Below are 23029 nucleotides of genomic sequence, written 5' to 3' on the forward strand. Positions count from 1 at the left end.
AATGTCACGCCTTCCGGCGCACTTCGTTCAGCAATTCGTTTCGCGCGTTCACAGTCGTGAGATCGATGGAAAAGCCGCGATCGAGCGCGTACCGGAGCGTGGATTCGAGGCTCGCCAAGGCGGCTGCCTTGAGATCTTTTTCGGCGAGCGCGCGGATGTCTTCCACGCCCGGGTAGTCCCGCGACGGTTCGATGGCGTCCGCCACAAACAGCACCATCTCGAGCGCGCCCATGCCGGGCCTGCCGGTGGTGTGGTAGTACACCGCGTTCAACACGCCGGCATCCTCCACACCGTATTCTACGCGCGCGACGTCCGCGGCAACCGGACCGTGCAACAGGATGGGTGCCTCGAGCCAGGCCGCGGGCACGTCCAGCTTTCGATCGCGTACGTAGGCGAGGAGCCGGTCATGAGGCCATTCCCGCGCGAGATCGTGAAGCCACGCGGCGAGCTCCGCGTCAAGCACGGGCGCCCCAAACCGCCGAGCGAGCGCCACGGCCGTCTCCACGACGCCGAGCACGTGCTGGTAGCGCATCGGCGTCAGCGACTGGGCGAGGCGCTGCCGAAGATCATGGATGACGTTCCCCCGCTCCATCCTCGTCCTCCTTCCGGGCCCTGGCGCCAGATCGCGAGCACGGGATCGGGCACAAGGCCACACACGTCGAGATGGCGGTCCAGCCGATCTCGCACCCACGTGGACGACACGTCGAGCATGGGCATGTCGATCACGTCCATCCGAATGTGGGGGAGACGCGCGCGGGCGCTGGCCGCGGCCGTGTCGAAGTCGTAACCCGGTCGGCGCGCGACGACAAAGCGCACCATCTCGCAGAGTTCCTCCGCGCCATGCCACTCCGGAAGGTGTTGCAGGCTGTCTGCGCCGAGGAGGAAGAGAAACTCGACCTCCGGATACCAGGCGATGAGCGCGCGCAGGGTGTCGACGGTGTACGACGGCTTCGGCAGGCGATTCTCCACGTCGGTGACGCGCATGTGCCGCCTCGTGCCAATCAGCGCCTCCACCATGCGAAACCGCCATGCGAAGGTGTCCACGTCGATCTCGGCCTTGTGTGGCGGCTTCGCGGCCGGCATCCACCACACCTCGTCGGCACCCACCTGCTCGTAGGCAATCTGAGCCATCGTCAAATGGCCGACGTGCGGCGGATCGAACGTACCGCCGAACAGCAGGATGCGCCTCCGCGCCGCCTCCGATGTCCGTTCGCCGTTTGCCTCAGTATACCACACGGCCTCTTCACCCATGGCCGTTCGCCTCTTCTCGCTCGAGGGCCTCGTAGACCGCGCGCTGCATGACCTCGACGGGCGCTTCGCGCTCGAGCCACCACTCGTACGCCTTGACGCCCTGCCAGATGAGCATCGAGGCGCCATCCACTATCTTCGCCCCGCGCGCCTGTGCCTGGCGAAGAAAGACCGTGTGAAGCGGCCGATAGACGATGTCCTGCACCACCTGATGCGGCTGAAAACATTCCGGGGATTCGACCGGCGACTCCTCCCCCCGCGGCCACATGCCGATGGGCGTGCACTGCACGACGAGATCGGCCCGCGCGATGGCCTCGTGCCGATCCGGCGAGGCCACGTGACGAACGGAAAGCCAGTCGGAATATCGCGCCGCGAGCGCCTCGGCCTGCTCGGGCCTGCGGCAACACACGAGAACCTCGCTGCCCGGCCGCTCTTTTGCGAGCGCCGTGAGGATGGCCTGCACGCTGCCGCCCGCGCCGAGAATGGCCACCTTGAGCGAGCCCTCGCCCAAAAACGGCGCGACGGACGCCCACCATCCGCTCACATCCGTGTTGTGCCCCACAGCGCCTGTCGGGGTGAAGCGGACGACGTTGACCGCCCGGGCCATCTCGGCCGCCTCCGTGCGCGCATCCACCCAGTCGTACACGCCGAGCTTGTGGGGAATGGTCACGTTGATCCCCACCGCGCCGATGGCGCGCAGGCCGCGCAGCGCATCGACGAGATCGCCCGGCTCCACCTGAAACGGCAGATACACCGCGTCCACGCCCTGCGCCCGAAACGCGGCGTTCATCATGGCCGGCGACAGGGAATGCATGACCGGTTTGCCGATCACGCCAAACAGCTTCACGGCCCGTCACCCCCGGCCTGCGGGTGTTGCACGCGGTGCGCGAGAACGCCGACGAGCCTCGGCCTCATGGAGACAGTGAGCCACGCAGGCGCCTCAATCCGCGCCAGCGTCCTGCGGCCCGTCCACGCGATCCAGCCGAGCCCGGGCAGGACGATATCCCCGCCCCGTTTGCCCAAAGAGAAATCGGCGTCGCGCCGCGGCGGCGCCGCGACGAGCCAGGAGCGCCGATCGGCGAACGCATCCGCGCACGCCTCGCACGGGACCTTCAGGATGTCGTAGCGGTGATCCGCAAAAAACTGATCCGCCCGTTCCCGCTTGGTCCGGTGCACCGGGAGCTCGTTCGAGACATAGAGCACAATGCCCTGGCGCTCGCCCCCCAACGTCTCGAGGCGCACCAAGCCGCCGAGAAACAGCGCCTGGCCCGGGTTCAACTGGTACACGCGCGGGCGCACGCGCGTCCGCGGCACCACCCACTTCAAACAGTCGCCGCACAGCCGCTCGATGACGCGCGACGTGTACATCAGCCCCGGCGTGTCAAACAGTTCCACGCGGCCGTAGGGCCCTTCAATCTCGAGTCGCGACATGGCGAGCGTCGTGCCCGGCCTGCGCGACACGGTGAATGGCTGCTTCCGCTCCGACAGCCGCTCGACCATCGCGTTGAGAAGCGTCGACTTGCCCACATTGGCCATGCCGATCACGTACACCGGCCGCTTGGTCTCCCGCGCGACGCGATCCACGAGCCGGTCGACGCCGCGCCGCTTCTCGGCGCTGATGAACGCCACATCGAGCGGCTCCACGCCCGTCGCGCGCACCTCGCCGCGGATCCAGTCCGCGAGCGCCTCATAGCCCACATCGGTCGGCAGAAGATCCACCTTGTTGACCACGACGATCACGTCGCTCGACGCGACGAATCGCCGCGCGCTCGGGATGAGGCTTCCGGCGAGATCGAACACGTCGACCACGTACAGCACGAGCCCGGGGCGATCGAAGATGGCCGCGACCTGTCGCTGGTACGTCTCTTCGTCCACGGCGATGGGCGTAAAATCGCCGTAGTGGCGAATGCGAAAACAGCGCCGGCAGAGCACATCTTCCCGCTCCAAGTGGCTCTCCGGCACGTACCCCGGCATCCGCTCGTCCGTCGACTGGAGCGGTGCCCCACATCCCACACACACTCGGGTGTCAGTCATCGAAACGCCTCCTGTCCGCGGCAGGCTCGGGGCGCCTGAGCCCTCGCGCTTCCAACCGCCGCAACACCACCCGCTCGGCCATGCGCGAGATCTTGGTGCCCCACCACTCCACCGGATTTTGCGGAAGCACCAGGATGGCATACAGCCCCAGACGCTTCGCACCCTGGATATCCGTGAAAAGCTGATCGCCCACCATCGCAGCGGCCTCCGGCGGCATCTGGAAGCGGCGGAGCGCCTCCAAAAACCCGCGCGACTTCGGCTTTCCCGCCGCCGAGACCGCCGGAACGCCACACAGCTTGGAGAACGATCCGACGCGATCCTCGCCGTTGTTCGAGAGGATGCACACGTGAAAACCGCGCGCGTGCACGTCGCGCAACCACGCGGTGAGCTCGGACGGCACGTCGGGGTGGTTCCACGGCACCAGCGTGTTGTCGAGATCCGTCAGGATGAGGCGAATCCCCCGCCGCCACAGGGCGTCGAGATCGATCTCGTAAATGGACGCCACGTACTCGTCCGGCATGAGCCGCGAGAGCCAGGCCAAGCTTCTCACCCAATTTCGTCGTTCGTTGTCCGTGCCCTTCGATAACAGTTGGATATGATACCATACGCGTAGATACCCGCGCCAGGGATGCGTTCCCGCGCCGACCGAGGTTTCGGGACGCCGGCTTGTCCTCTTCGCTCGCGGAGGTGAGGAAGATGTCCACGTGGACCGTCACCTATGCGTTTCCCGCCAGTCTCAATTTCATCCTGTATATATGGCGGCTCCGCACACATTCGCAGAGCCCTTGGTCCAAAAACGCACATGGGGCCGAATCGGATGCGCACGAGCGCTTTGCGCGCGTTTGGCAACAGGAACTCGAGGAGATTCGCCGCCTGGGCGCGGCCGAAGTCGATGGCCGCTGTCTCGCGGGATTGGAAGATCCGCTGCGCCTTCTGTTCACCGACTCGCCGATGGGACATGACGCCTTTGAATCCGCGTGGACCCTGTTCGCGGAGTGGTGGCAACCGGCGCGCATGGCGTACGAAGAAGCCATCCAGCCGTATCTCGGCCAACTGAGCGAGCGATACCGTGCGGTTGACGAGCATCGCCAGGTGCTCCTCACCTACGCGCCGCATCCGAGTGAATGGATGTCGCAACACCGTTCGCTCTTCGTCTTCCCGTTTGAGCGCATCTTCGCGGCGCGCGCGTGAGGCCCGCCGAAGCTTGGCGGGCCCGCACTACGCGTCTGCGCCCGAGCCGGCAGGTTTTCGCTGGCGCATGTTTTCGTACAATTTCACAATGGCCTTTTGCTCAATGCGCGAAACGTAGCTGCGCGAAATGCCGAGTTCCTTCGCGATCTCCCGCTGCGTTCGCTCCTCCCCGTCCGGCAGCCCAAACCGCTTGCACAGCACCTCCCGCTCGCGCGGCGCGAGAAGCGGCAGGCACTCGAACATCTTCTGCTTCTCCCAGGACATATCCACGGCGTCGATCACGTCGTCCGGATCGGAACCCAAAAGGTCCGCGAGCGTCATCTCGTTGCCGTCCTTGTCGGTGCCGACGGGATCAGACAAAAAGGCGTCGCGCCGATGCTTCTTGCTGCTGCGCAGGTACATGAGGATTTCGTTCTCGATGCAGCGGGCGGCGTAGGTCGCGAGCTTCGTGCCCTTGTCGGGCCGATAGCTCTCGACCGCCTTGATAAGCCCGATGGTGCCGATGGAGATGAGATCGTCCATCTCCTCGCCGGACGACTCGTACTTCTTGGCCAGGTGCGCCACGAGGCGCAGGTTGTGCTCGATGAGGCGATTGCGCGCGTCGGCGTCGCCCGCGAGGTAGTCGCGAATTGCGCGCTCTTCCTCCTCGGGGCTCAGCGGGTGAGGAAAAGCGCCCTGCTTGACATACGAGACAAACAGCGAGACGTCCTTGAACACGAGCGCCAGCAGCGTGAGCAAGCCGGGCACTTGGTCCACCTCCAGCCTGGATGCGTTGCATCTAAAGCTTTATGCGGAGGGGACAGGAAAACTGCTACGGTGAAGCCCATCAGAATCCGGACCAAATCTTTCACAGGCTCATTGAAGAAACGTGAACATCCAAATGGATCCATTTTTCACGTAGGCGCTTAGTCATCCGCCCCCCGCGGCTTTCGGAAGGTCAAGCAGTACATGTTGCCCCCGTCGAGCTCCTGCACGCGAACGTCTTCAACCATCTTCGGCACCGCGTGGATCGGTATCTCCACGGGCTCGCGGCGGTCTTGGAACCAGCGCCGTACGAACGGAACTCGCTCGTAAGTGCTCCGGACCTTCCGCTCGGTTTCGTCCACCACCACAACCTTCGTTCCCGGCTTGGCAATGCGGATCATCTCCTGCATGGCACGCGCGGGATCGGTGAAAAAGTTGATTCCCCCCACGTGGAACACGACATCGAAGGTATGATCGCGAAATGGCAGCGCCTCCGCTAAACCTTGAAACAACCGGATCTCCGCTCCCTCCCTCCGACACGCGCGCTGACAGACGCGCAACATGCCTAGCGAGAGGTCCAGTCCGTACAGTTCCAATCTTGAATACGAACGATTCAGAAAGAGAAGGTTGCGACCCGTGCCACACGAAATTTCGATCACGCGGTCGCCGTGGCGGACCTCGAGCTCGCGCAGGATGTCTGCCCGATACTGTTTTTCGCCGCCCGATCGGAGGCAGAAGCTGAAGGCGTTGGCGAGATCGTAAACCAGAGCAATGCGATCGTACAGCTTCTGATAATGGGCGTTGGCTCCAACGACCGCCGCCTGCGCAGCAAATATCGGGATCCCATGCACCATGGGATACTCGGATCCGTTCGCGATGGAGCGCAGCGCGGGGCGCGGATACGCCACGAACTCGAGCGGCTCGCCATGCACGGGATCGCACAGGAGCGCGAGGGTTTCACGCCTCATCGGGCACCGCCTTTCGCGCGACCATCATGTTCCAGCCTCGTCCGGCTCGCGAAGAGGGATGCGAATCACCGCGCGCATCACATCCTCCTCGTCCGCGAAGCGCAGGTATCCATCCCACACCGTCAACCACTCGAACGCCTCGAGCAGCCGTTCGGGATCCGGGCCGCCGCGTTCATAAACAAGGTGGAATTCGAGGCCGCCGTCCATGCCGTGGATCTCCGTTCGATCCGGCATCCGCTCGAACGCCGCGGCAGTCCTGCACACGAAGCGCAGCATGGCGCTCGTTTGGACCCAGTCCCGCGAGGAAAACACAGGCTCCTCCCGCACATGACAAGGAACGCCGCGCATGAGCGATTCGGCCTCTCGACGCAACGCATCTGCGTGCGCGACGCCGCCTCCGCCATGCTCCGCTCGCCCGACCTTCTGCTCGATCTCCTCTTCCACCTGACGCCAGCCGAGCACCGCGAACTGCTTCCACGCCTTCTCATTCCGGCGCGATTCGGCGAGCAAACGCGCTGCGCGCACGCCGAAATACAGCATCACGATGGCGAACCCCGCGATGGCGCCTTCCATCGGCGTCAGTCGCGTCGTCAACACCAACGACAGGCCGAGGATCACGTACAGGACGGTGTTCGCCACGTCGTGCGGGCGCAGCACGGCGGCGACGTACCCCAGAATGGGCCATAACAGATCCGTCGCGTGGTTGGGCGGCGTGTCGCCGGCAAACAGGAGCCCGAGGCACGCCAGCATGGCGGCGATACTCACATACGGCGCGAGACGATGCCCCGCGCGCCCGCTGAGAACGAGCACCACGGCAGCTTCCGCGAGCACCATCGCCTCGTAGTACAGGCGAATGACAAGCGGACCGTGCGCGAGCGGAAGGTAGACGACCAAAATCGCCAAAGCCGCGACCGCACGCGGCACCCAGTGCGTCCAGTCCGTCCACGTCCGGCGAATGTCCGCCCGAACCTGCCGATAGATACCCAGAAGTTTCTTCCTCTTCATGCGCCTATCATAGCAAACACGAGAAAGGTCCACCACTGAAATCCCGAGGGTGAGGCGTGCGAAGCGCCACCTCTCGCCCTCCGTCTCACTTGCTGCTCGACTGCTCCGCACGCCGCTTCAGGTTCTCTTCGCGCAGCATCTCATTGTGCAATTGCTGGCTGTACGTCTCGGCGAAGTAGTGTTCACCGGTTCCGTTCCCCTTGGCCACGTAGTACAGATACTTCGTGTGCGCGGGGTGAAGCACTGCCTCAATGCTCGCAAGGCTCGGACTGCAAATCGGCCCAGGCGGCAATCCTCCGTACAAATAGGTGTTGTAGGGGTTTCGCGCGTCCAGGATGTCCGCGTCCGTGACGACCGTCAGGTGTCGGCCGATGGCGTAATCCACCGTGGCGTCGATCTGCAGGCGCATGTCGAGCTTCAATCGGTTGTCGATCACGCTCGCGATGATCGGCCGCTCGGACGCCACCTGGGCCTCGTTTTCCACGAGAGAGGCTTCCGTGATGGCCTCGTTCAGTGTCAGCTTGTCCGCCCGCATCGCCGCTTCGTTCGCGGGCGTGAGCACACGCGCCGCAAAGTCGTTCAGCATTTCGTTCACGACGTCCACCGGGTTTTCATTTCGGTAGAACTGATACGTGTCCGGGAACAAGTATCCCTCGAGCCGATAGCGAACATCGCGCCGCCCCGCAAGCTGCTTCAAAAATGCCTGATGGTAGTCGTCGGCTTGCACCGCTTTGAGAAACGCCGCCTCGTTGCACACCCCATCCTGTGCGAGCCGCGCCGCGATGTCCACAATGTCATAGCCCGGCGGAATGGTCACGTTGACGACATCGGGGACGATCTCGCCCGCCGTCATCTGCCGATAGATTTCCGGCGTCGACTCATCCGCGGACAGCACATACGTGCCAGCCAAAATCGGCCCGCCCCCGTGCAGACGCCCATACAGCGCAAACGCGGTGGCGCTGCGAATCAGCCCGAGGGCCTTCAATCGCTCCGCCACGGCGGCCACCGTGTCGCCGGCCTTGACCTCGAACCGCTCGAGCGGAGCCCGGGCCGCCACAGGCCGCAGCGCCGCGCGAAACCACGCGCCGAAGACGAGCGCGACCACGACCACAAGCGCCAAGGCGACAAGGATGATCCATCGCGCGCGCCGCCTCGCGCTTGATGGCTGGTTCGACATACGTTCACCTTCCAACGTTCAACCTTCGAATTCCGCGTCCTCGCCGTCCGCCCGCTGACGTGATCGCAGATAATCCTCGAGCAGGACCTGCGCCGCGGCAGCGTCCACGGTGGCGCGGCGCTCCCTGCGCCGCACGTTCTGCTCGATGAGGATGCGCTCCGCGCTCACCGTGGTCAACCGCTCATCGTACAGATCGACCGGCAGGCCCGTGCGCGCCGCCAGCATGCGGGCGAACTTCTCCGCGCGCGACGTCATCTCGGAAGGCTGGCCCGACATGTGGAGCGGCCGCCCGACGACAATCCGCCCCACCTCTTCTCGCCGCGCCAGATCTGCCACTTCGTCCGCCGCCTGCCGATCGGATTGGCGCTCGATCACGCCGTACGGCTGTGCGATGAGCCCCATGGGGTCCGACAAGGCGACGCCGATCCGCCGCTCGCCGAAATCAATCGCCATCGTCCGCATCGCCGTACAGTGCGGCGTACGCCCGCACGAGCTCCTCGATCAGATCGTCCCGTTCGATGCGCCGGATGGTGTTGCGCGCGTCCATGTGGCTCGTGATGTACGCCGGATCGCCCGAAATCAAGTACCCCGCGATCTGGTACACGGGATTGTACCCCTTTTCCTTCAGGGCGCGGTACGCGATTTGAAACGCGCGCCGAACCTCGGGATTGCCTGACTTCGACGCAAATCGCATCGTGCTGTCAAACTCTTGTCCCAATGCCCGCACCTCGCTCGGGCGTCTGCCGACGCCAAAAAGTCGCTCGTCCCCTTACTTTCGATTCAGTGCGCGCGATTTCCTGCGACCTGCTCGAGAATTTCCCCGACCTTCTGGATGGCCTCCGCGAGCTTCGCCGCGTCTCGGCCTCCCGCCTGGGCCAGATCCGGCCGGCCGCCGCCGCCACCGCCGGTCACCGCGGCCACCTGTTTGACGATCTCGCCCGCATGGAGGCCGCGTGACTGCCAGTCCTTCGACACGTACGCGACAAACTGCACCTTGCCGCGGTGGGCGGATCCCAGCACCACGACGACGGAATCGACCCGGGCTTTGATCTCGTCCACCAGCTGGCGCAGCCCGTCCATGTCCAGATCGGACAGCGCGGCGCGAATGACGGGGACACCCGCCACCGTCTCGACGTTCGCGACGAGCTCGTCCACGCGCGCGTGCGCCAGACGCGCCTTGGCCGACTCCAGCTCCCGCTCCAACTCGCGCATCTCCTGCACCACGCGCTGCGCGCGCTCCACCACCGTGCTCACGTTCGTCTTCAGCGCGTCCGCCACCTGGCGCAGCCGCTCCTCGCGCTCCCGGGCGACGCGGTACGCGTACCGGCCGGTGACCGCCTCGATCCGGCGCGTGCCGCTCGCGATGCCCGTCTCGGACGTGATGAGAAATTGCCCAATGACGCTCGTCCGCGGCACGTGGCAGCCGCCGCACAACTCGATGCTCTCGCCCGCTTGAACCACGCGCACCCGCTGGCCGTACTTCTCGCCGAACAGCGCCATGGCGCCCATGGCCTTGGCCTCGTCCAGATCCATCTCGCGGATGTGAACGGCGTGATCGCGCCAGATCTCGTCGTTCACGCGCCGCTCCACCTCGGCCAATTCCTCGTCCGTGAGCGGCCCGAAGTGGGAGAAATCAAACCGCAGGCGCTCCGGCTCGACGAGCGATCCCGCCTGCGCCACGTGCGTGCCGAGCACATCGCGCAGGGCCTTGTGCAAGAGGTGCGTCGCCGTGTGGTTCTTCACGATGTCGCGGCGGAAGTCCTCGTCGACGTGCGCGCGCACGCTGTCGCCCTGAAGCAGTGAGCCGTCGACGACGCGCACCCGCATGACGTGCTGGCCGTGCGGCGCCTTCTGGACGTCGAGCACCTCCGCCTTGCCGTTTGCGCCGACGATCTCGCCGCGATCGCCCACCTGCCCGCCGCTCTCCGCGTAAAAGGGCGTCACGTCGAGGATGACCTGGCCTTCCTCGCCGATGGCGAGCCCGTCGACGCGATCGCCATCCTGGAACAGCCCGATGATGGTCGCGTCCACCGTGAGCTCGTCGTAGCCGACGAACCGAGATGGCTCCGTGAAGGTCTCCAGGGCGCCGCGCTGGCTCTGCATGCCCTCGGCCACCTGCCGCGCCTCCCGCGCCCGCGCCCGCTGTTCCTCGAGCTCTCGCTCAAACCCTTCCCGGTCCACCGCGATGCCCTTCTCGCGCGCGATCTCGACGGTGAGATCGATGGGGAAGCCGTACGTGTCGTACAGCCGGAACGCCGCTTCACCGGAGAGTACGGTCTCGCCGCGCGCCTTGACCTCTTCGATGGTCCGGTTCAAGAGCTCCTCGCCGGCGGCCAGCGTCTGCAGGAACCGCTCCTCCTCGGTTCGGACGACGCGCTCGATGAGCGAGCGCTTCTCGCGCACCTCGGGGTAGTCGTCGCCCATGATTCTATCCACCACGGCCACGAGCTCGTACAAGAACGGCCGTTCGACACCGAGCTTGCGCCCACTGCGCACCGCGCGGCGCAGGAGGCGGCGGATGACGTACCCGCGGCCCTCGTTGGACGGGAGCACGCCGTCGCCAATCGCGAACGTCACCGTGCGGACGTGATCGGCGATGATCTTGAGATGGACGTCGTCCTCAGCCGATCGACCGTACGGGCGCCCCGAAAGTTCAGCGGCTCGATTGATGATGGGCCGGAACAGGTCCGTCTCAAAGTTGTTCGGCACGTCCTGCAGGATGCTCGCCAGGCGCTCCAGGCCCGAGCCCGTGTCGATGTTCTTCTTCGGCAGTGGCGAATACGATCCGTCCGCGTTCTTATTGAACTGCGTGAACACGAGGTTCCAGATCTCGAGGAACCGATCGCAGTCGCAGCCCGGTTTGCAGTCCGGCGAACCGCAGCCGTAGGCCTCGCCGCGATCGTAGAAGATCTCCGAACACGGGCCGCACGGCCCTTCGCCGATCTCCCAGAAGTTGTCTTCCTTCCCGCGGTAGATGCGCGACGCCGGCAGCCCGACTCGGTGATGCCACACCTCGAACGCCTCGTCGTCGTCTTCGTGAATGGTGACGGAGATGCGTTCCGGATCGAGTTCGAGGACCTGAGTCAAGAACTCCCACGCCCAGGTGATGGCCTCGAGCTTGAAGTAGTCGCCGAACGAGAAATTGCCGAGCATTTCAAAGAACGTCTGGTGTCGCGCGGTGTGGCCGACTTCCTCGATGTCGTTCGTCCGGATGCACTTTTGCGCGTCCACGATGCGCGGCACCTCGGGGATCTCCCGGCCGTCGAAATACGGCTTCAGGGGCGCCATGCCCGCGTTGATCCAAAGCAGCGTCGGATCGTCCTTCGGCACGAGCGGGAAGCTCGGCAACACCATGTGACCGCGCTCCGCGAAAAATTGCTTGAACGCGCGGCGAATTTCTTGTCCAGTGAGCGATTTCATGCGCAACCTCCTCCTCCGACGCATCGCACTTCGGCTGTGTCCTCCTGCACGAAAAACCCCCGCCCCACAATCAGGGACGGGAGTTTCCCGCGGTACCACCCTGCTTACAGGCTCGTCCGAGCCTGTCGCCTCTGGCGCTGTAACGGGCACACCCGGCGTGCTTTGCCACACGCGCTTGGAAGGGGCTTCGAACCGGTTGCCTTGAGGCAGCTCGCAGCCGAAGGCCGCCCTCTCTGAGCAAGGCGCCCCGATTCTACTTGTCTTCCGCATCGCTTTGTCGTCGGTTTTTGATTGTATCGGGCGCGACAGGCCCTGTCAATGCGCGGCATGGGAGCGCGCTTCGCGCCACTGCGTCCACACCACCTTGCACACCGCGAGCGCCGGGACCGCGAGAATGAGGCCCAGGATGCCGCCCGCCTCCCCGCCCACGATCAGGGCCGCCACGATGGCCATCGGGTGCAGGTGAAGCGTCCGGCCCATGATCTGCGGAGATAGAATGTTCCCCTCAATCTGCTGCACCGCGATGTTGACGATCACGACCTTGACGAGCATCGGCCAGCCGGAGGTCGTGAGCGCGATGATCACCGCCGGCGCGATGCCGATGATGGGCCCAAGATACGGGATGATGTCGGCGAAGCCGAGGAACGCACCCAAGAGCAGCGCGTACGGCAGGCGGATGATGAGATAGCCGATGAACGACAACAGCCCGACCGCCAGCATGATGAGAAACTGACCGCGCACGTAGCCGCCGAGCGTATCATCGATGGCCCGGAGGACCAGCCGCACGCGATGCTTGTACTTCGCGGGTGCCATGCGCACCATGCCGCGCCCGATGGCCTTCGCGTCTTTCAACATATAAAACACGAGGAACGGCACGACGAACGCCATGAAGATGGCATTCAAGGTGCTCGTCACGACCGAGAACAGCCCCGTCGGGGCGACCTCGACGCGGTGTTCCAGTTGGTTGAGCGCGTTCTCAATGCCCGTCCGCACCGCGTTCGGAAGGTACGTCTTCCGGCTGTTGATCATGTCGATCCAGCGGCTCAATTCCGCCGTGATGGCCGGCAGGCTGCTCGACAGCTGCGCAATTTGCCGCGAGATCACCGGAATGAGGTTCAACACCACCACGGCCAGGATGGCGGCGATCACGGCGTACACAATGAGGATGGCCGCCGATCGAGGGACGCGCCGCCGGTGCAGGACGTCCACCGCAGGCTGCAGGATGTACGTGATGATGAGCGACGCCAGAAACGTGTAAAAGAGGCTCGACAGCACGCCCCAGATATCCAGAAACAAGCTGCGCAGGAGCCCGACGAGATAAATGCACGTCAGCGTCAGGGCGATGGACATCATGGTGCGGGCGTAACGCCCCATCGGCACGGCGATCTCCTCCCTCTGCGGCAGCGCCGGACAAGGGTCTACCGCAGAGTATATGCAGAATCGCATGCCATTATTTTCATCTCCCGGGACACCTTTGCCGCATCGCGCCGTTTCGACAAAAAAAGAGCGGCCCAAGCCGCTCCCGCTCGACAACCGCCCGTTCTTTTTATGGGTAACCCTCTATCTCTCGGCCTCGGCCCTCAGGCCCCTGTGCCAAACTCGACGTCCGCGTGATTCGTCTGATCCACGACGATGAGCGATCCGTCCTCGGCCACTTCGTAAATCCGCACCTCATCGCCGGACACGTTGAACTCGGCGAAGCAATTCCAGCAATAGTATTGGTTGGCGCCAATTTTACCGACGTCTCGGCTTGTGCAACTCGGACACCGCATGACGTTGGTCCTCCCTTCTCGCCCTTGGAAGGCGCACTGCGGCACGCCCCATCTCTCTGGATGAACTTTCGAAACCTGCCAACAGTCTATCCACGGACAATAAAGCCAAAACCAAATTTCAGGTTCCGAAATATCCATCCACCGAGATTCCGTGACCCATGCTACGCCTATCCAGAGCGCATTGCAATGCAGAAACAGGAAAAGAGCGTCCGCCTGACGCGGCAAATGTCACGAATTTGTGAAACGTGATCGCAACGACCCGACGACTTTCGACAACACGCCGGCCGCAACCCCAATCTCTTCCATGGTGTTTTGCCAAGCGAAACTCAGGCGAATCGACTCTCGCGCTTCCCTGTCGCGCCCCATCGCCCGGATCACATGGCTCGGCTCGAGGCTTCCCGCACTGCACGCCGCGCCTGCGCTCGCCGCGATCCCCTCGAGATCCAGCCGCATGAGGAGGATATCGTTACGAATCCCCCGAAAACCGACGTTGAGAATCGAAGGCACAGCGTCGGCAGGACTGTTGCGATACACCCCGTCGAGCGATTCGATGGCGCGCCAAAGCGCGTCCCGGAGCGCGGACAGGTGCGCCCTGTGCGCGTCAAAATGCTGCGCAAGCTCGGCCATCGCCGCGTGGAAGCCCACGATGCCCGCCACCGGTTCGGTCCCCGCGCGAAGCCTATGCTCCTGATTGCCCCCGGCGGCGAGCGCCACAAAGGGTGTGCCGGATCGGACGTACAGGAGGCCCACGCCCTTCGGCCCGTGCACCTTGTGCGCGGAAAAGGAGGCGAGATCGACGCCTAAGTCCCCAAGCGAGAGGCGCATGACGGGCAGCGCCTGCACCATGTCGCTGTGCACGATAATCCCAGGATCCACGTCTTTGACGCGACGGGCGATCTCGGCGACCGGCTCGACGGTACCGACCTCGTTGTTCACGAGCATGACGCTCACGAGCGCCGTGTCCGGGCGGAGGGCCCGCACCACATCGTCCGGATCGACGCGCCCGTCCGAATCCACCGGGACGACCGTCACGTCCGCGCCGAGGAGGCGCAGCCTGTCCACGGCCTCAAGCACCGCGTGATGTTCCACGGCTGTGGTCACGACGTGCGTTCGGTGGGACCGTTGGGCGAGATACGCGCCGTAGATGGCGAGATTGTTCGACTCGGTGCCGCCGCTTGTGAAGGCGAGATCGCGGGGAGAGACGCCGAGCCAACCGGCGAAGAAGCGGCGCGCTTCCTCGACAGCTTGCCGGGCCTCGCGCCCCGGCCGATGCAGACTCGACGGATTGCCGTACGCGTCGCCGAGATACCGCTCCATGGCCGCGCGGGCCGTCGGCAGAAGGGGGGTCGTCGCGGCGTTGTCCAGGTAGATCATCGCTGACACCCCGCGGTTCAGATGTAGTACATGTAGCCCTGCGACGATCCCTGGCGCAGCTCGACGAGATCCTGCAGCGTCATGGACGACAGCACGTCGTGGATGGCCTCCCTCAGCCTGTCCCACAGCACCTGCAGGCCGTCATCGATCTCCTCGTCCACGATGGTGATGGGCCCCTCGAGCGCGAGAAGCACGTCTTCAATCACGATCTCGCGCGGATGCCGTGCGAGCACATATCCACCGTACGCGCCCCGAATGCTCCGGACGAAGCCGCCGTTGCGAAGCGGCGCGATCAGCTGTTCGAGGTAGTGCTCCGACAGGTTATTTCGCTCCGCGATGGATTTCAGGGAAATGGGTTGGTCACTCTGCTGTTCGGCGAGATCGACCAGGAGCATCAGGCCATAGCGGCCCTTCGTCGAGATCTTCACGGTCATCGTCTCCTTCCCGGTAGTACGCGCGCGGCTCGACGCCGATGGGCCAATAGTTTTGCTCGACGTAATGGCCAGGGTAGTCGTGCGGATACAGGTATCCTTCCCCATGCCCGAGGGCCTTCGCCCCTTTGTACGCCGTGCTCCGCAGATGGAGCGGCACCTCGAGCGGCAGGCCGGACCTGACGTCGTCCAGCGCGCGGTTGATGGCCATGTACGCGTGATTCGATTTCGGCGCTTTCGCGAGGTACGCGGTCACCTCCGCGAGCACAATCCGCGCCTCCGGCATGCCGATGGCCATGGCCGCCTGCCAGCCGCTCACGGCGATGGGCAGCGCGTTCGGATCCGCCATGCCCACATCCTCGGCCGCCAGGATCATCAGCCTGCGCGCGATGAACGCGGGATCTTCGCCGCCCTCGAGCATCTTCGCAAGCCACAGCATCGCCGCGTTCACGTCCGATCCGCGCACCGACTTGATGAACGCCGAGATAGTGTCGTAGTGATCGTCGCCTGCGCGATCGTAGCGAGGCCCACCGCTCGCCTCAAGCGCCGCCTCGACCTCGCGCATGCCAATCTCGGTGGCGCCGTCGGGCCCCACTCGCGCCGCGAAGGCGGCGAGTTCGAGCAAATTGAGCGCGCGCCGGGCGTCACCGCGCGCCTGCAGGGTAAGCACACGCCTTGCGTCCGGATGGAGCCTGACACGCATGCGGCCGAGCCCACGCTCCTCGTCCGCAATGGCCATGTCCACCAGGCGCCCGATGTCGTCCGGCGAAAGCGGCTCGAGGCGAAACACGTGCGATCGCGACAAAAGCGCCGCGTTCACATCGAAGTAGGGATTCTCCGTCGTGGCGCCGACGAGCGAGAGGAGCCCCGCCTCGACGTGCGGCAAGAGCGCGTCCTGTTGGCTTTTATTGAAGCGGTGAATTTCGTCGAGAAAGACCACGGTGCGCCGCGCGTACAGGTCCCGCTCCTCTCGCGCGGTCTCGACGGCCTTTCGCACATCGGCGATGCCCGACGTCACCGCGTTCAGCGGGATGAAGCGGGCCTTGGTCTGGCGCGCAATGACTTCGGCGATGGTCGTTTTGCCCGTGCCGGGCGGCCCATACAAAATGATGGACATCAGGCGATCCCGCTCGATCATCCGGCGCAGAATGCCATCTCGGCCCACGAGATTCTCGTGTCCCACCATCTCGTCGAGCGATCTCGGCCTCATCCGGTAGGCGAGCGGAGCCTCGCGCTCCGCTTCGTGTTCCGAAGCAAGTGAAAAGAGATCCATTCGCGTTCGCCTCACAAGGCTGCGCAATTCCTAGTCGTCCACTCAACTTTTAACGATTATACACGCTTTGCGGGTGGAGGAAAAGGAGGGGGGAAGCATTGACGGAGATCCACTATCTTCCTCTTCCTGTGATCAGGGTCACAGTCGGCGCGGACGGCGAGCGGGCAAAATGGCCGTGGGCTCCCTGGATGAGCCCGGCTCTATTTCCGACATCCAAGCGAAACGAGGTGATTGTCATGCTCACAAAATGGAAGCGCGTCGCAGGCAACTGGCTGGCAGCCGCCGTCGCCATGGGCGCGCTCATTTCACCCACCGCCTCATGGGCGAACACCGCGCAGAACGGCGCGTCCTCCAGCTCGACCTCCAACGCAACTGCGAGCGCCAACGCAACGTCGAACGCGACCAACCCGTCGTCCGGAGACACGAACTACTTCGAAAGGAATGCGTTCATCGTATGGAACGGCGCCGTGTCGCCATGGCGGCCTACGACGTTGCCGTGTCTGTCGTTTCACATGAACGAACTGCAGGAGTCGGACTGGATTCAGATCCAGGCCATGATGGGCGTTCTCGGGAAGAAGTTTGGCGTCTCGTACACCATGCGCGGAAACGAGCTCCACCTCTCCATGCCCTCGCGCCTGCGGTCTGGTGCCACTACGGTGCACGTTTCAGGCTCAGAGAATGGCAACTCCAACGTGGTGGTCACGGTCAATGGCCGGAGATTTGCCGTCACGCCGAGCTTCGCCACCGGCGCCAGCGCATCGCCATCCGACACGTTTATCCCAGCCGCGTTTTGGGTACGCCTGCTGAACGCCATCAGGGGCTGTCACGCGGATCTCGTGATGCGTAACGAAATTGATCTCGATGTCGGCACCGCGCTCAGCTCGTCGCCGAAGGTCATCTCGTACGACGCCGGCCTCTCCGCCTCGAACGCAGGAGAACGATTCACACTGCGCATTGCACCGTCTCTCTTCAAATCCTGGGCAAGTGGCATGCATATGTGGAGTCAGGTCGTCGTGGAGGACAACGACTTGCCGAAGCCGTCCAAGGCCCAGATCCAGTTTGTGTCGTCTCACCTGAACGGCCTCATCACAAACATTCACGTCTGGCGTAGCGGAGACAAAGACTACCTGAGCTTGCCGTACGAATCCACCAAGTCGCCGTGGACGGTGAGCGCGCGGAACGGCGCCTGGTACACCAATCAATTTCAGTTGGACCAGGTCCAGGTGTCGTGGGACGGCGGCAAGTCGTGGACCCAACTTGGTGAGGAAGGGCTCGCTGAGGGCTACGAGCGTCCCGCCGTCCCTGCCAAGGCGAACGTGGTCATCCTCCGCCTGCCGAAGACGGGCCAGATGACCGTGGAACTCGACGCCTACGGTTTTCTCGTGGCGAGATTCATTCTGTGGATAGGCGCCGATGACATCCTTCGCATTGGGGGCATGTAATTCAATTTCCACATTCATCCCTAGCGTTCCGCGTGGGCGCGGCCGAGGGCCGCGCTCCGGTGAGACGAAGCGAGCCATTCGGCGCGCGATCCCTCCGGCAATGGTCGACCTGCCCACCTCAGGCGGCGGCTCATCCCATGTCTTGCACGTCAGCAATCCTGTTTTTTCACACCTCGTTTCATGATAGTTCATCATCCAGAAAAGACCTGATTCGTGCGCCGATGGCGTCGCGAACTTGGCGAAACTGGTTCAGAATCTCTTCCTCCGATCCCGTCGCCTTGGCTGGGTCGGGAAATCCCCAGTGGAGGCGTTTCACGTGCGGCGGCGTCACGGGACAACGGTCATTCGCATCACCGCACAAGGTGATGACATAATCCGCTTGTTCGAGGAATTCCGGATCGATGAGTTTCGACCGATGATGCGAAATGTCAATCCCCACCTCGCGCATCACCTGCACAGCGCGGGGATTCAAGCCGTGCGCCTCGACGCCTGCACTCTGAACTTCGATCCGGTCTCCTCCCAGATGGCGCGCCCATCCTTCAGCCATTTGACTCCTGCACGAATTTCCAGCCCACATTTCGCGCCGCGCGACAGAAACTTAGCTGGAAACTCGAGCGAGGTAGCCATCTGAGCGTCCGACGACTGTGGGACTGGAAGGGTGTGGGCTATCGAAAGCGCGATCTTTTTGAGAAATGTTCAGTTTTGGAAACCCTGTGCACACGGACCCAAACGTTGATCAAGCCGTTTTTTGCGCTTCCGTGTAGATGCTCAGGTCCATGTTCAGCAGCTTAAGAACCCTCATGATCTGAGGATTATGAGGCGTTGCAGGTACTCGCTGCCACGTGTCGCCGACCTGCATGTGCACGGTCGTCACTCCATCCAGCATCTCGAGGATGGCCAACCCTGTTGGACGAAAACTCTTTCGATTGCCTGGCAGCATGAGCGGTTCCGTTTCCCGCTTCATCTTCTCTCGGATGAGATATTCCAATACGCTATACAAGAGCAGGGATAACAGCATGACGAAACCGAACGCTTTCACCCGTGTCGGCTTATGCAGGTAGATGGGACCCACGTGATACGGGCTTTTCAGATACCGAAAACGCGCCTCCACCTCGTGTTGTTCCTTATACAGGCGGAGGATCTGTTCATCTGACACACGCTGATCATCGCGGATGTCGGTGATGAGCACAAACGTCGCTTCCTTCTCTCGCCACTGCTGAACCCGCTCCTCAGAAGGCGGTAAGATCGCCACTTCCACACGGTACTGTGTATGCACCGGCGGTGGCGGGTCATCTTTGCGCGGGCGACCGCGGCGCGCGCGTTTTGCCTGCACCTGCTCGGCACATATGCGGGCGGAGATGGGATGCAAAGTGGCACGGTGTTCGTGCATGAAGGTCTGCATGGCCATCTGCGCATCTTGTTCACAACTGTAGACGTTTTGGCTCATCGCCTTGGCCGCTTTCTCCAGCGCAGCCTTCTCACGCTTGAGCACCTCTTTGAGCTTACGCTCCTTCCGGGTATCCAGGCTGGAGGAGCGCACCACGACGAATCGATACGTTCGCCCGTACAGCGTGCGACGGAAGGCCTGGATCCTGTAATGGGCGCTGTCTTCCGCCTCAGCGAGCCGACCGACTTCTTTCCAGCTGTTTTCTTTCTCCCATGCCGCTCTCTTCAGGTCCTCGGACAGCTTATACGTCCCCGGCAGTCGTGAGATGAAATGGAAGTCTTCCTCCGCCAAAAGCTCAAGGTTGTCCTTCGTCACCAACGCCGCGTCCGCGACGTAGACGCTTCTCTTTCGCGTCTCCTCATCGAGCTGGCTCAGGAGTTGCTGGATGTTCTCGAAATTCCATGTGTGATCGTCCAAGTTCCCAGGGTTGACGTTCGCGCATAGCCCCAGACCATGGACGGTGCAAAGTCCAAACACAATTTGCTTGAGATCAGGCCGGTGGTCCTTGGAGAATCCCCGGTCAATGCGAAACGCTGTTTGGTCCAGGTACTCGCCTGTCATAGAGAGCGACGTGGTATCCGCATGGATGGGGATGAGTTCGTTGGAATCGCTGAGCACCCGGAGTCTGCGTAGCGTGTGGAGGGCGATACGCGCGTATAATGCCTCGAGACCTGCGTCGTACAAGGCATCCAGAGCCCGGGCCAAAGCGTCATCATGGAGATCGTCTGCGGAGACGCCGCTTCCAAGCAGGACTTCCACATCCCGTTGCGCGTAGAACTCCTCCACCCGGTAGAGGGCTTCGCGATTCGTGCCGATATTAACCAGCAACGCCTTGGTACGCAGCCCGACGGACAGTTTGCTATCCGGACGTGGCACGAACTCGTCGATAATCTCTACCCACTTCAACTCGTCGATCAGTCTGGCTAAAACGGGCGCAGGCCCCATGACATACGAGCGAACTGGACCGAACAACTGGAAAGCCTCCCGCACGAAGATACGACGGGCTATCCAATTCCACGTGTGGAATCAAAATTCCTGTCGAAAATGAACACAAGCCCGAAAAACGGGCGCGAAATGTGGGTTCCAGTGCAAAGAAAATAAATTTGCTTGCGTGGCACGCAGGATACACTCCTCTCGCGCGTTAGCCATTGCGCACATCAGACGTTCCTACCACCTCCGTTCTCCACACTGTTGTCCTTACATTGTGGCTGTGAACTGCCTGTCGGGCAACACACAGGGAGGCCGTTCTATCGGCTGGACCCCGCGTCGTCGTCAATCATCGGTAAGCCGGGCACCGCAGGACTTATGGTTTTCTATCCGTTCATCGTAACTTTTCGAATTTAAGCTGATTCAGACAACGGATGTCCATTCATGGGTCCAGAGGGCCGTTGTGTGCAGTCGACGTCTGAATCGACGGATGTGGCCTTCCAGTCGGCCTTATTTGGGCTTCGCAGCCTCCTCCTCTGCAAGCGCCCTGCGCAAGATTTTGCCCGTCCCGGTGGCCGGCAACGACTCGCGAAACTCGACGTGGCGAGGACACTTGTAATGCGCTATCTTTTCGCGACTCCACGCGATGATGTCCGCTTCCGTCACTCTGCCGACATACGACGGTTCCAGAACCACAAATGCCTTGACAACCTCGCCCTTCTGCGGGTCTGGCACCCCGATGACCGCCACCTGGCGGATGGCCTCGTGGCGAGACAACCAGTGCTCGACTTCTTCGGGAAAGACGCTGTACCCCGAGCACTTAATCATCTCTTTCTTGCGCCCTCGGAAGATGAGATATCCGTCGTCATCCATGAGCCCGATGTCGCCCGTGCGCAGCCATCCATCCTGAAGCGCCTCACGGGTCGCTTCCTCTCGGTGGAGATAGCCTTTCATGACGCCCGGACTCCGAATCCAAATCTCGCCCTCTTCACCGGGCCCTAGTTCCCCCGTGGGGTCGTCTAGCGGCGCAATGCGGATTTGCGTGCCCGGAATCGGCTTGCCGTGCGTCCCATAGCGGATGGCATCGAGCGGCATCTGCGTGTCCGCAGTGTGTGTCTCCGTAAGGCCATAAGCCGCTTCGTAGAGCGGCACCCCCGTAAGCGCTTTCCATTCGGCCGCGACGCGATCCGTCACGGGCACCCCGAAGCTCGTGCACGGATTCAGCCTCAGGCTGGAGAAATCGGTGTGACCGGATCTGGGGTGCTGCATGATTGCGAGATTCATCGGCGTCACCGTGTACATCACTGTCACGCGATGAAGTTGAATCGCGTCCATCGCTACTTCGGGATCGAACTTGGGGAGTAGCACGAGCGTCGCTCCGGCACGCACGGTCGCACAGGCACCCATCAGAAGACCCGCGATGTGGCAAAGCGGCATGACGCCGAGCACCACGTCGGCCTCCGTTAACCGGGACGCCGTGACGACCGCCTCGGCTTTGTACGCCGCGTTCGCGTACGTCAGCATGGCGCCTTTCGGCATCCCCGTCGATCCCGACGTGTACATGATGAGGCACGTGTCGTCCCCATCCACGGAGCCCTTCGCGGATCGCCCCAGCCGGTCGAGCAGACGAGGCATGAGGGGATCGCCGGGCGCGGGCAGCCCCGATTCCGCTTTCGCCGCAACCGATTTGACTGAAAAGTCAAACAAAGAGGCGGACAAGAGATGCGAAATCCCTAATTTCTCGCATGCCGCGCGTGCGATGTCCAATCGGTCGTCATCACAGATCACGAGCTTCGCCCCAAGGTCCTGCAGCTGATACTCCACTTCCCATTCCTTCGCGAGGGGACTCACGGGCGAGACAGCGACGCCAAGTCGTTCCGCGCCGAACTTTGCGATCAAGAAATGAGGCATGTTCGGCATGTAAAGCGCGATGGCGTCCCCTTTCCGAAGCCCGAGCTCGGCGAGAAGCGCGCTCATGGCGAAGGCATAAGCGTCGAGTTCCCCATACGTGATCGCAGTTCCGAGAAAATACATCGCGGGATGCGCCGGGCGCGCGAGTGCATGAACGTGCAACCACTCATGCAGATAAGGCATACATCATCCACCCTCATTCCATCTCCTCAAAAAGAGGCGAAGGTCCTTTCCGACCCATCCATCCTCTACTCACGATGTATTCCATTCGCCATCCCGCCATCCCTGCCGTCGCGAAAAACAAAGGCGCGTATCCTGCCACAGCTTCTGAGCCAAACAGTGGGCCACTCACGACAATCGTAAACCGACCAGCCGTGAGGTACGTACCAATCACCTGAAGTTCATTGACAATAAGCAAAAGCGCCGTCACAAAATCGATCGCGTCGAGCAGCCGCTTATCCACTTCATTCTTTCCGTCTGCACCCGACCCTGTAAAAAAACCAGACAGTGATAGCGAGATATTGCCGGGCGAAATGAACACCCCGTCAACAGTGATCTGGCGCATGAGAAGCAAAATAGCCGTTCCGATCCCGATAGCCCGATGAATTGGCTTCGCTACATCGAGCTTGGCCTCCTGTCTTCTCACGCCTCACCACCTCGGCATT

At 62.8% G+C, this 23029-nt stretch carries 23 protein-coding genes and 1 other annotated feature; of the genes, 2 read left to right on the top strand and 21 right to left on the bottom strand.

The genetic code is table 11. The features are described 5' to 3' along the window. Positions 1-4: 4 nt before the first annotated feature. Genes yqeK through AACI_RS09970 form a run of 5 tightly spaced genes read right to left on the bottom strand, consistent with a single transcriptional unit; the run spans position 5 to position 3832 of the window. Complete coding sequence (yqeK, locus tag AACI_RS09950) at positions 5-592, bottom strand: bis(5'-nucleosyl)-tetraphosphatase (symmetrical) YqeK (RefSeq protein ID WP_012811298.1); 588 nt, start codon at positions 590-592, stop codon at positions 5-7. Beyond that, positions 538-1251: a nicotinate (nicotinamide) nucleotide adenylyltransferase gene (gene nadD / locus AACI_RS09955; protein WP_012811299.1), complete on the bottom strand. Its 714-nt coding sequence runs from the start codon at positions 1249-1251 to the stop codon at positions 538-540. Before nadD ends, yqeK begins: the two co-directional genes overlap by 55 nt. Next, a complete protein-coding gene (gene aroE / locus AACI_RS09960) occupies positions 1244-2095 on the bottom strand; it encodes a shikimate dehydrogenase (protein ID WP_012811300.1) in 852 nt (283 codons plus the stop codon). Before aroE ends, nadD begins: the two co-directional genes overlap by 8 nt. Next, the gene (gene yqeH, locus AACI_RS09965) at positions 2092-3282 is read right to left on the bottom strand and encodes a ribosome biogenesis GTPase YqeH (protein ID WP_012811301.1); all 1191 of its coding nucleotides are present in this window, start codon (positions 3280-3282) and stop codon (positions 2092-2094) included. The genes aroE and yqeH overlap by 4 nt, the downstream gene beginning before the upstream one ends. Beyond that, the gene (locus AACI_RS09970) at positions 3275-3832 is read right to left on the bottom strand and encodes a YqeG family HAD IIIA-type phosphatase (RefSeq protein ID WP_081442638.1); all 558 of its coding nucleotides are present in this window, start codon (positions 3830-3832) and stop codon (positions 3275-3277) included. Before AACI_RS09970 ends, yqeH begins: the two co-directional genes overlap by 8 nt. Before the next feature lie 146 nt (positions 3833-3978). On the opposite strand from AACI_RS09970, the gene AACI_RS09975 reads away from it, so the two are divergent. Beyond that, the gene (locus AACI_RS09975; RefSeq protein WP_012811303.1) at positions 3979-4473 is read left to right on the top strand and encodes a hypothetical protein; all 495 of its coding nucleotides are present in this window, start codon (positions 3979-3981) and stop codon (positions 4471-4473) included. 27 nt (positions 4474-4500) lie between these two features. Here the strand turns inward: AACI_RS09975 and sigK are convergent, their stop codons facing one another. The 12 genes from sigK to AACI_RS10035 all read right to left on the bottom strand — a co-directional run bounded on the left by sigK (position 4501) and on the right by AACI_RS10035 (position 16637). Next, the gene (gene sigK / locus AACI_RS09980; protein ID WP_012811304.1) at positions 4501-5220 is read right to left on the bottom strand and encodes an RNA polymerase sporulation sigma factor SigK; all 720 of its coding nucleotides are present in this window, start codon (positions 5218-5220) and stop codon (positions 4501-4503) included. Positions 5221-5378: 158 nt separating this feature from the next. Further along, the gene (locus AACI_RS09985; RefSeq protein ID WP_012811305.1) at positions 5379-6185 is read right to left on the bottom strand and encodes a class I SAM-dependent methyltransferase; all 807 of its coding nucleotides are present in this window, start codon (positions 6183-6185) and stop codon (positions 5379-5381) included. Positions 6186-6209: 24 nt separating this feature from the next. Continuing rightward, on the bottom strand, positions 6210-7190 hold the full coding sequence (locus AACI_RS09990; RefSeq protein ID WP_245530542.1) for a hypothetical protein: 981 nt from the start codon (positions 7188-7190) through the stop codon (positions 6210-6212). An 85-nt stretch (positions 7191-7275) separates the two neighbouring features. Beyond that, positions 7276-8367, bottom strand: a complete 1092-nt coding sequence (gene mltG, locus AACI_RS09995) for an endolytic transglycosylase MltG (protein WP_012811307.1) — start codon at positions 8365-8367, stop codon at positions 7276-7278. Positions 8368-8385: 18 nt separating this feature from the next. After that, positions 8386-8829 (bottom strand): Holliday junction resolvase RuvX, encoded by a 444-nt coding sequence (ruvX, locus tag AACI_RS10000; protein ID WP_245530544.1) that lies wholly within the window; start codon positions 8827-8829, stop codon positions 8386-8388. Next, positions 8810-9094 (bottom strand): IreB family regulatory phosphoprotein, encoded by a 285-nt coding sequence (locus AACI_RS10005; protein ID WP_394295637.1) that lies wholly within the window; start codon positions 9092-9094, stop codon positions 8810-8812. Before AACI_RS10005 ends, ruvX begins: the two co-directional genes overlap by 20 nt. A gap of 53 nt (positions 9095-9147) precedes the next feature. After that, positions 9148-11787 carry an alanine--tRNA ligase gene (gene alaS, locus AACI_RS10010; RefSeq protein ID WP_012811310.1) on the bottom strand — a complete coding sequence of 880 codons (2640 nt, stop codon included), beginning with the start codon at positions 11785-11787 and terminating at the stop codon, positions 9148-9150. Between the two features lie 69 nt (positions 11788-11856). Further along, positions 11857-12066: a binding site (T-box leader), on the bottom strand. Positions 12067-12102: 36 nt separating this feature from the next. Next, complete coding sequence (locus tag AACI_RS10015; protein ID WP_041707507.1) at positions 12103-13161, bottom strand: AI-2E family transporter; 1059 nt, start codon at positions 13159-13161, stop codon at positions 12103-12105. A gap of 206 nt (positions 13162-13367) precedes the next feature. Beyond that, positions 13368-13559, bottom strand: a complete 192-nt coding sequence (locus tag AACI_RS10020) for a hypothetical protein (RefSeq protein WP_008341386.1) — start codon at positions 13557-13559, stop codon at positions 13368-13370. Between the two features lie 228 nt (positions 13560-13787). After that, a complete protein-coding gene (locus AACI_RS10025; RefSeq protein WP_012811312.1) occupies positions 13788-14933 on the bottom strand; it encodes a cysteine desulfurase family protein in 1146 nt (381 codons plus the stop codon). Positions 14934-14950: 17 nt separating this feature from the next. Continuing rightward, positions 14951-15361, bottom strand: coding sequence for a cysteine metabolism transcriptional regulator CymR (cymR, locus tag AACI_RS10030; protein ID WP_012811313.1), 411 nt, complete (start codon positions 15359-15361; stop codon positions 14951-14953). Beyond that, a complete protein-coding gene (locus AACI_RS10035; protein WP_012811314.1) occupies positions 15294-16637 on the bottom strand; it encodes a replication-associated recombination protein A in 1344 nt (447 codons plus the stop codon). The genes cymR and AACI_RS10035 overlap by 68 nt, the downstream gene beginning before the upstream one ends. 128 nt (positions 16638-16765) lie before the next feature. Between AACI_RS10035 and AACI_RS10040 the strand changes: the two genes are divergently transcribed. Further along, entirely contained in the window at positions 16766-18079 is a 1314-nt protein-coding gene (locus tag AACI_RS10040; protein ID WP_218917082.1) for a hypothetical protein, read from the top strand. 178 nt (positions 18080-18257) lie between these two features. On the opposite strand, the gene arsC is transcribed toward AACI_RS10040, so the two are convergent. The 4 genes from arsC to AACI_RS10060 all read right to left on the bottom strand — a co-directional run bounded on the left by arsC (position 18258) and on the right by AACI_RS10060 (position 23010). After that, positions 18258-18656, bottom strand: a complete 399-nt coding sequence (gene arsC, locus AACI_RS10045) for an arsenate reductase (thioredoxin) (RefSeq protein WP_012811316.1) — start codon at positions 18654-18656, stop codon at positions 18258-18260. A 159-nt stretch (positions 18657-18815) separates the two neighbouring features. Then, entirely contained in the window at positions 18816-20516 is a 1701-nt protein-coding gene (locus tag AACI_RS10050; RefSeq protein ID WP_041707247.1) for an IS1634 family transposase, read from the bottom strand. A 447-nt stretch (positions 20517-20963) separates the two neighbouring features. Continuing rightward, positions 20964-22547, bottom strand: coding sequence for a class I adenylate-forming enzyme family protein (locus AACI_RS10055; RefSeq protein ID WP_012811317.1), 1584 nt, complete (start codon positions 22545-22547; stop codon positions 20964-20966). 13 nt (positions 22548-22560) lie between these two features. Continuing rightward, positions 22561-23010: a hypothetical protein gene (locus tag AACI_RS10060; RefSeq protein WP_012811318.1), complete on the bottom strand. Its 450-nt coding sequence runs from the start codon at positions 23008-23010 to the stop codon at positions 22561-22563. Positions 23011-23029 lie beyond the last annotated feature (19 nt).

This window comes from Alicyclobacillus acidocaldarius subsp. acidocaldarius DSM 446 (assembly GCF_000024285.1).
Lineage (GTDB): Bacteria > Bacillota > Bacilli > Alicyclobacillales > Alicyclobacillaceae > Alicyclobacillus > Alicyclobacillus acidocaldarius.

Coding starts and splice junctions, on each gene's coding strand:
- arsC (WP_012811316.1), bottom strand. CDS start 18,656: ATGTGGGCTGGAAATTCGTGCAGGAGTCAAATGGCTGAAGGATGGGCG.
- AACI_RS09985 (WP_012811305.1), bottom strand. CDS start 6,185: ATGAGGCGTGAAACCCTCGCGCTCCTGTGCGATCCCGTGCATGGCGAG.
- AACI_RS09975 (WP_012811303.1), top strand. CDS start 3,979: ATGTCCACGTGGACCGTCACCTATGCGTTTCCCGCCAGTCTCAATTTC.
- AACI_RS10055 (WP_012811317.1), bottom strand. CDS start 22,547: ATGCCTTATCTGCATGAGTGGTTGCACGTTCATGCACTCGCGCGCCCG.
- yqeH (WP_012811301.1), bottom strand. CDS start 3,282: ATGACTGACACCCGAGTGTGTGTGGGATGTGGGGCACCGCTCCAGTCG.
- AACI_RS10025 (WP_012811312.1), bottom strand. CDS start 14,933: ATGATCTACCTGGACAACGCCGCGACGACCCCCCTTCTGCCGACGGCC.
- AACI_RS09990 (WP_245530542.1), bottom strand. CDS start 7,190: ATGAAGAGGAAGAAACTTCTGGGTATCTATCGGCAGGTTCGGGCGGAC.
- ruvX (WP_245530544.1), bottom strand. CDS start 8,829: ATGCGGACGATGGCGATTGATTTCGGCGAGCGGCGGATCGGCGTCGCC.
- AACI_RS10020 (WP_008341386.1), bottom strand. CDS start 13,559: ATGCGGTGTCCGAGTTGCACAAGCCGAGACGTCGGTAAAATTGGCGCC.
- AACI_RS10035 (WP_012811314.1), bottom strand. CDS start 16,637: ATGGATCTCTTTTCACTTGCTTCGGAACACGAAGCGGAGCGCGAGGCT.
- alaS (WP_012811310.1), bottom strand. CDS start 11,787: ATGAAATCGCTCACTGGACAAGAAATTCGCCGCGCGTTCAAGCAATTT.
- AACI_RS10015 (WP_041707507.1), bottom strand. CDS start 13,161: ATGGGGCGTTACGCCCGCACCATGATGTCCATCGCCCTGACGCTGACG.
- mltG (WP_012811307.1), bottom strand. CDS start 8,367: ATGTCGAACCAGCCATCAAGCGCGAGGCGGCGCGCGCGATGGATCATC.
- nadD (WP_012811299.1), bottom strand. CDS start 1,251: ATGGGTGAAGAGGCCGTGTGGTATACTGAGGCAAACGGCGAACGGACA.
- yqeK (WP_012811298.1), bottom strand. CDS start 592: ATGGAGCGGGGGAACGTCATCCATGATCTTCGGCAGCGCCTCGCCCAG.